The sequence below is a fragment of the Amnibacterium sp. genome, from assembly GCF_036559085.1.
Taxonomy (GTDB): Bacteria; Actinomycetota; Actinomycetes; order Actinomycetales; family Microbacteriaceae; genus Amnibacterium.
In genome coordinates this window covers 1-7,271 of sequence record NZ_DATBTU010000040.1, presented here as the reverse complement: position 1 = coordinate 7,271, position 7,271 = coordinate 1, and the positions used below count along the sequence as shown (strand labels likewise).

7 protein-coding genes, 1 tRNA gene and 2 pseudogenes are annotated in these 7,271 nt (G+C 75.3%); 4 read left to right on the top strand and 6 right to left on the bottom strand.

The window, feature by feature from the left end; genetic code table 11:
• The 6 genes and pseudogenes from glmU to VIG76_RS15170 form a co-directional block, all read right to left on the bottom strand.
• Positions 1–197, bottom strand: a pseudogene (gene glmU / locus VIG76_RS07170) (bifunctional UDP-N-acetylglucosamine diphosphorylase/glucosamine-1-phosphate N-acetyltransferase GlmU); the annotation flags it as partial.
• Between the two features lie 84 nt (positions 198–281).
• Positions 282–353: transfer RNA gene (locus VIG76_RS07165), tRNA-Gln, on the bottom strand.
• A 36-nt stretch (positions 354–389) separates the two neighbouring features.
• A complete protein-coding gene (locus tag VIG76_RS07160; RefSeq protein ID WP_331952571.1) occupies positions 390–1,007 on the bottom strand; it encodes a PadR family transcriptional regulator in 618 nt (205 codons plus the stop codon).
• A complete protein-coding gene (locus VIG76_RS07155) occupies positions 1,004–1,804 on the bottom strand; it encodes a DUF4097 family beta strand repeat-containing protein (protein WP_331952569.1) in 801 nt (266 codons plus the stop codon). The genes VIG76_RS07160 and VIG76_RS07155 overlap by 4 nt, the downstream gene beginning before the upstream one ends.
• A 179-nt stretch (positions 1,805–1,983) precedes the next feature.
• Entirely contained in the window at positions 1,984–3,336 is a 1,353-nt protein-coding gene (locus tag VIG76_RS07150; RefSeq protein ID WP_414640615.1) for an ABC-F family ATP-binding cassette domain-containing protein, read from the bottom strand.
• 8 nt (positions 3,337–3,344) lie between these two features.
• A pseudogene (locus VIG76_RS15170) lies at positions 3,345–3,750 on the bottom strand (ATP-binding cassette domain-containing protein); the annotation flags it as partial.
• Between the two features lie 144 nt (positions 3,751–3,894).
• Between VIG76_RS15170 and VIG76_RS07145 the strand changes: the two are divergent.
• The 4 genes from VIG76_RS07145 to VIG76_RS07130 are packed head-to-tail and all read left to right on the top strand — an operon-like array spanning position 3,895 to position 7,107.
• The gene (locus tag VIG76_RS07145; protein ID WP_331952565.1) at positions 3,895–4,722 is read left to right on the top strand and encodes an MTAP family purine nucleoside phosphorylase; all 828 of its coding nucleotides are present in this window, start codon (positions 3,895–3,897) and stop codon (positions 4,720–4,722) included.
• Positions 4,719–5,780 (top strand): NAD-dependent epimerase/dehydratase family protein, encoded by a 1,062-nt coding sequence (locus tag VIG76_RS07140; RefSeq protein WP_331952563.1) that lies wholly within the window; start codon positions 4,719–4,721, stop codon positions 5,778–5,780. Before VIG76_RS07145 ends, VIG76_RS07140 begins: the two co-directional genes overlap by 4 nt.
• Complete coding sequence (locus VIG76_RS07135; protein WP_331952561.1) at positions 5,777–6,493, top strand: glycosyltransferase family 2 protein; 717 nt, start codon at positions 5,777–5,779, stop codon at positions 6,491–6,493. The genes VIG76_RS07140 and VIG76_RS07135 overlap by 4 nt, the downstream gene beginning before the upstream one ends.
• The gene (locus VIG76_RS07130; RefSeq protein WP_331952559.1) at positions 6,490–7,107 is read left to right on the top strand and encodes a TIGR04282 family arsenosugar biosynthesis glycosyltransferase; all 618 of its coding nucleotides are present in this window, start codon (positions 6,490–6,492) and stop codon (positions 7,105–7,107) included. Before VIG76_RS07135 ends, VIG76_RS07130 begins: the two co-directional genes overlap by 4 nt.
• The last annotated feature ends 164 nt before the right edge of the window (positions 7,108–7,271 follow it).

The following is a 7,271-nucleotide window of genomic DNA, read 5'->3' as shown; positions in this document are numbered from 1 at the left end:
GTGCCGGGGACCTCGTCCTGGTCGACGACGAGCGCATCCGGCGCGGCGGCCACGACGGCCTCGGCGACCGCGTCGCGTTCGTGCCGCACGACGACGGCGAGGCGGGCGGGTTGCAGCGCCGACGCGGTCGCGAGCACGTGCGCGATCATCGGCAGCCCGGCGATCGGATGGAGGACCTTGGCGGTGCGGGACCGCATCCGCGTCCCCTGCCCGGCGGCGAGGACGACCACGGCGAGCGGGCGGGCGGATGCGGTCACGAGGCTCCTTCGGTAACGGCTCAGCTCCGCCTCCAGGACTCGAACCTGGTCCTCACAGCTCCAAAGGCTGTCGTGCTGCCATTACACCAAGGCGGACGGCGACGACCCAGTGTGCCAGAGGGCCTCTCCGCCTCAGCCGCGCAGCGCCTCGTGCAGCTCGGCGCGGAGCGCGTCGAGGCGCCCGGTCAGCAGGCCGACCGCCTCGGCGCTGAGCCGCCCGGTGGCGGCGGCCGCCTTCAGGTCGGCGCGCACCTGGGCGCGGAAGTCGTCCAGCCGCACGTCCGCCTGCTCGAGCCGTGCGCGGGAGGCGCGGCGCGGGTCGTCCGCGGATCCGCTCGGCTGCGGCCCGGGAGCGCTGCGAGCCGGCCCGCTGGTCGCCGCCGCGAGGTCGGCCCGGAGCGACCGCATCGCGTCGCCGACCGTCGCGCGCACCTCGTCGGCGAGCCGGCGCACCGAGTCGCCGACCTCCTCCTCGATGCCGTCGAGCTCCCGGCGGCGTGCGGCGAGCTCCGCGCGACCCTCGTCGGTGATCGCGTAGACCGTGCGGCGCCCGTCGCTGCGCTTGGTGACGAGGCCGTCCTCCTCCAGCTTCGACAGCCTCGGGTAGATGGTGCCCGCGCTCGGCACGTACGTGCCGCCGAACCGGTCCGACAGCGCCTGCATGAGGTCGTACCCGTGCTGCTCGCGCTCGTCGAGCAGGGCCAGCAGGTAGAGCCGCAGCTTGCCGTGGCCGAAGACCGGAGCGCTCACGCCGGCACCGCGTGCACGACGTTCACGTCGCCGCTCACGGAGTTCACACGGAACGGCACGCTGCGCCCGTCGGCGGGGCCGCCCACGCCGGTGTACCGGCCGCGCACCTGCCGCTCCGACACGTCGTCGAGCCGCAGCCGGCCGCTGGCCGTCGTGATCGCGTACTCGGCGCGGATGTCGGCGTCGAGCCGCGCGGTGACCGAGCCCGAGACGGTGTTCACGAGGATCTTCCGGGGCGCGCCCGCGATCTCGAGGAACACGTTCGCCGAGACGCCGTCGGAGGAGAAGTCGGTCACGCGACCCGACACCGTGACCGCGCCCGAGACCGTCTGGGCGGTGACGCGGCCCTCGTGGTCACGGACCGAGAACTCCCCGCTCACCCCGTTCAGCGCGAGATCGCCGACGAGCGAGTCCGCGACGAGGTCCCCGCTGACGGTGCTGAGCACCGCGTCGCCGCGGGTGCCCGAGACGAGCGCGGCCGCCGAGACGACGCCGAGCTTCACGGCGACCTGCCTCGGCACGAGCAGGCTGACGTCCGCGCGGGCCTTCGAGTCGAACGCCCGCATCGTGGTCAGCCAGTCGTCCCAGCGCAGCTGCGGGTGATCGATCTCGAGCCGGCCGTCCCTGACGGCGACCCGAAGGGGGCGGCCGGAGACGGAGTGCACCTCGATCCGGGCACCCGGCTCGTCGTGCGCCACGACGTCCACCTGCCCGCCGATCAGGCCGATCTTCAGGCGGTCGACGCCCTCGACGTCGATGGTGCGCGGGCCCTCGACGAGCCATTCCTCATCCGTCATGCCGTCCTCCTGAACGCGATATATCTTGACACGATGTATCGCGAATCTACACGCTTCGTCGGATCGCGCAAGAGGGCGATCCTCCTGCGACGGATGCGTCGCGACTCCTGCCGGGATCGGCGCGAGCGGGCGGCAGGAATCGCGACACGTGCGGGAGCACGGCCGAGCGTCGGGGTCGCTCAGGACGAGCGGGTCGCGGCTCCTGCGCTGGAGCCGGTGACCGCATCCGCGTGCTCGAGCCGCTCCGCCGCCTCGAGCCAGGCGAGCTCGATCGCGTCGCGCTCGGCCTCCCGCTCCGACAGGCGCGCAGTGATCGCGCCGAGGCCCGAGTAGTCGGCCTGATCGTGGGCCGCGAGCGCGTCGTGCTCGGCGCGGATCCGCTCCTCCGCCTTCGCGAGCCGCTTCTCGAGGGAGGTGAGCTCCTTCTCGAGCGCCCGCCGGTCGGCTCCGCTCATCGCCTCCGAGGCCGACCCAGCGACGGCCGGCTCGGGAACGGCGGCCTCGGCGTCCGTCAGCGCCAGGTACTCGTCGACGCCGCTCGGCAGGTGCCGCAGGTGGCCGCCGACGACCGCGTACTGCTGGTCGGTGACCCGCTCGATGAGGTACCGGTCGTGCGAGACGACGATCAGGGTGCCCGGCCAGGTGTCGAGCACGTCCTCCATCGCGGTGAGCATGTCGGTGTCGAGGTCGTTCGTGGGCTCGTCGAGGATGAGCACGTTCGGCTCGTCGAGCAGCACGAGCAGCAGCTGCAGGCGGCGCCGCCACCCGCCGGAGAGCTCTCCGACCCGGGAGCTCAGCTGCGCGGATGGGAAGCCGAGCCGCTCGAGCAGCTGCCCCGGCGACAGCTCGGCGTCGCCGACCTTGTAGGCCGTGCGCATCCGCCCCAGGACGTCGCGCACGAGGTCGTCGGCGAAGGGGTCGAGCTCGTCGAGCTGCTGGCTGAGCCGCCGCACCCGCACCGTCGTGCCGCGCTTCACGCGCCCGGCGAGCGGCGGCAGGCTGCCGTCGATCAGGGCGAGCAGCGTCGACTTGCCGGCGCCGTTGCGGCCGAGGATCCCGGTGCGCTCCCCCGGCGCGATGCGCCACTCGAGGTGCTCGAGCACCGGCCGGCCCTCGTAGCCGGCGGATGCGTCGATCAGGTCGATCACGTCCTTGCCGAGCCGCGCGGTCGCCAGCCGGTTCAGCTCGACGCGGTCGCGGGGCGGCGGCTCGTCGGCGATGAGCACCGTCGCCGCCTCGATCCGGAACTTCGGCTTCGAGGTGCGGGCCGGGGCGCCGCGGCGCAGCCAGGCGAGCTCCTTGCGCAGCAGGTTCTGCCGCCGGTCCTCGATCGCCCGCGCCTGCCGGTCGCGCTCGACGCGGGCGAGCACGTAGGCCGCGTAGCCACCGTCGTACGCCTCCACCGTCGCGTCGTGGACCTCCCACATCCGCGTGCAGACCGCGTCGAGGAACCACCGGTCGTGGCTCACCACGACGAGCGCACCCTGCCCGGCGCCCCACCTGGCGTTCAGGTGCGCGGCGAGCCAGCGCACGCCCTGCAGGTCGAGGTGGTTGGTGGGCTCGTCGAGGAACAGCACGTCGTCGTCCGAGACGAGCAGCCGCGCGAGCGCCACCCGGCGGCGCTGCCCGCCGGAGAGGTCGGCGAGCGGCGTGGCGGGGTCGAGGCCGTCGAGCAGGCCCGACAGCACGTCGCGGATGCGGCGGTCGCCCGCCCACTCGTGCTCCTCGCGGCCGCCGACGATGCGGTCCAGCACCGTGCCGGTGCCGTCGACGTCCTGCTGGCCGAGCACGCCGACCGCCACGCCGCCGCGACGCGTGACCCGGCCGGAGTCGGGCTCCTTCGTGCCGGCGAGCAGCGCGAGCAGCGTCGACTTGCCCTCGCCGTTGCGCCCGACGACGCCGACGCGGTCGCCGGTCTCGAGGCCGAGCGACAGGTCGTCGAGCACGACCCGGGTCGGCACCTCGAGCCGGATGCGTTCCGCGCCGATCAGGTGAGCCACCGGACAAGCGTAGGCAGGCCCGATCGGAGGACGGCGCGGCTCCGAACGCACAGCGGGGGTCCGCTCGACCCCGCGAGATGAGGAGGACCGTTGGACGACACCGCACCCGTCGGCGTGATCGGCGGATCTGGGCTCTACGAGCTCCTGGCCGACCCCGAGCGGATCGAGGTGGCGACGCCGTACGGCCCGCCGTCCGCGCCGATCGCCGTCGGCGAGCTCGGCGGCCGTCGCGTGGCGTTCCTGCCGCGGCACGGTCGCGGGCACACCTTCCCGCCGCACCGCATCCCCTACCGCGCCAACGTCTGGGCGCTCGCGTCGCTCGGGGTGCGGGCACTCGTGACCTCCTCCGCCGTCGGCGGCCTCGTGCCCGATGCGGCGCCCGGCGTCTTCGTCGTGCCTGACCAGTACCTCGACCGCACGAGCGGCCGGCCCGGCACCTTCTTCGACGAGGACCGCGTCGAGCACCTGGCCGCCCCGGATCCGTTCGACCCCGTGCTGCGCGCCCTCGCCGTCGACGCCCTGACGGCGGAGGGCGCCGTCGTGCGGCCCACCGGCACGACCGTCGTCATCGACGGCCCCCGCTTCGCCACGCGCGCGGAGTCGCGGTTCCACGCCGCATCCGGCGGCACGACGATCAACATGACGCTCGCCCCGGAGACGCCGCTCGCGCTGGAGCTCGGCATCGGGGTCGTCAACTGCTCGTTCGTCACGGACAGCGACTCGGCCGTCGAGCGCGGCCACGAGGACGCGGTGAGCGCCGCGCTCGTGATGCAGCGCCTCCGCGACGCGCAGCCCGTGATCCGCCGAGCCATCGCGGCGATCGTCGCGCGGATCCCGGAGGACTTCGCCATCGAGGCGGGGGTGCCGGCCGACGCGATCGCCGAGGTGCTCGCACGGCCCGCGCAGGCCCGGTCGTGAGCGGGGTCGTCCTCGTCACCGGGGGCGCCGGCTTCATCGGCGGCGTCGTCGTCGACCGGCTGCAGGCGACGGGCCGGACCGCCCGGGTGCTCGACTCGCTCCGCCCCGACGTGCACGGCGCGGATGCGGCGCCGCGCGCCGGCGTCGAGACGGCCGTCGGCGACGTGACGGATCCCTCGGCCGTCGCAGCCGCGCTGGACGGCGTCGACGCGGTGATCCACCAGGCCGCCAAGGTCGGTCTCGGAGTCGACTTCGACGACGCCCCCGACTACGTCGCGAGCAATGCGCTCGGCACCGCGGTGCTGCTCGCCGGGATGCGGCGGGCGGGCGTCGGCCGGCTCGTGCTCGCCTCGTCGATGGTCGTCTACGGCGAGGGCGCGTACCGCTCCGGCCGCGGGCCGGTCGCCGTCCCGCCGCGGCGGCGCGAGGACCTGGACGCCGGGCGCTTCGAGCCGCGGGACCCCGTCACCGGGGAGCCGCTCGTGCCGGAGCTCGTGACCGAGGACGCCCCGCTCGATCCGCGGAACGTCTACGCGGCGACGAAGCTGCACCAGGAGCACCTCGCGAGCGCCTGGGCCCGCGCCACCGGCGGACGGGTCGCGGCGCTCCGCTACCACAACGTCTACGGGCCGGGGATGCCGCAGAACACGCCCTACGCCGGCGTCGCCTCCCTGTTCCGCTCCCAGCTGGAGCGCGGCGAGGCCCCGACCGTGCTCGAGGACGGCGGCCAGCGCCGCGACTTCGTGCATGTGCGCGACGTGGCGGCCGCGAACGCCGCCGCCCTCGACTGGACCGGGGCCCCCGGCGACGGGACCGTGCGCGCGTTCAACGTCGGCAGCGGCGTCGTGCACACCATCCTCGACCTCGCCACCGCGCTGTCCGCCGCGCGCGGCGGCCCGGCCCCGGTGGTCACCGGCGGCTACCGGCTCGGCGACGTGCGGCACATCACCGCCTCATCCGCCCGGCTCCGCGCCGAGCTCGCGGTCCCGGATCCGGTGCCGTTCGAGGAGGGCGTCGCCGAGTTCGCGTCCGCCCCGCTGCGGGCGGCGGTCCGATGACGCTCGGCGAGGTCGTGCTGCCGACCCTGAACGAGGCCGCGGCACTGCCATGGGTGCTCTCGCGCGTGCCGCAGGGCTGGCGGGCGATCGTCGTCGACAACGGGTCGACGGACGGATCCGCGGAGGTCGCCGCCGCGCTCGGCGCCCTCGTCGTGCACGAGCCGCGGCGCGGCTTCGGGGCGGCGGTGCACGCCGGCGTCACCGCCGCCGGCGCGGAGCTGGTGGCGATCTGCGACGCCGACGCGTCCCTCGACCCCGCCGACCTGCCCCGGCTCGCCGAGCCCGTGCTCACGGGCACCGCCGACCTCGTGCTCGGCCGGCGGCGCCCGGTCGGCCGCGGCGCCTGGCCCGCCCACGCCCGCCTCGCGAACCGCCTGCTCGCCTCCCGCATCCGGGCGACCACGGGCGTGCAGGTGCACGACCTCGGACCGATGCGCGTCGCCCGGCGGGCGCCGCTCGTCGCCCTGGCCCTCACCGACCGGCGGAGCGGCTACCCGCTGGAGATGCTGCTCGCGGCGAGCGACGCGGGCTGGCGCGTCGCGGAGCTCGACGTGGAGTACCGCCCTCGGGTGGGCCGTTCGAAGGTCACGGGCACGATCCGCGGCACCGTGACGGCCATCCGCGACATGCAGCGGCTGCTCAGCGCTCACTCGGCGCCCACGCACCCGGCGCACCCATCGGATCCGCGCCCGGATCCGAATCCCGCAGCATGAGCACGCTCGTCGTCATCGCCAAGGAGTGCGTTCCCGGCCGGGTGAAGACCCGGCTCACGCCCGCGCTCACCCCGCAGCAGGCCGCCGAGGTCGCCGCCGCGTCACTGGAAGCGACCCTCGCGGCGGCAGCCCGGGTGCGCGCGGACCGGCACGTGCTGTTCCTGGACGGGCGCCCGCCGGCCGGCTGCGACTTCGAGGTCCTGCCGCAGCCCACGGGCACGCTCGACGTGCGGCTCGCCGCGCTCTTCGACGCCATGACCGATCGCACGCTGCTCATCGGCATGGACACGCCGCAGGTCGATCCGGAGCTGCTCGAAGCGACGCTCGCCGACGACTCCGGCGCCGACGCCTGGTTCGGCCGGGCGACCGACGGCGGCTTCTGGGCGCTCGGCCTCGACGCGCCGGACGGCGCGCTGATCGCGGGCGTGCCGATGTCGGTGCCGTGGACCGGCGCCCTGCAGCGGCGCCGCCTCGTCGCCGCCGGCCTGCGCGTGGCGGACCTGCCACGGCTCACCGACGTCGACACCGCCGAGAGCGCCCGCGAGGTGGCCGCGCTCCTCCCCGGCACCCCGTTCGCCGACCTCGTTGCCAGCGGTCTCGAGGACGCCGCGTGACCGCGGTCCTCCCCGTCTCCGCGGGCGCCGGCTGGTTCGGGCAGGGCGGCGGCGAGCCCTGGGCCGCGGCGCTCCGAGGCGACCGCGCCCTCTACCTCGTCTCCGGCGAAGGCCGGCGACGCATGGCGGCCGAGCGCTGGGCCGACGACCCGGACGCCGCGGAC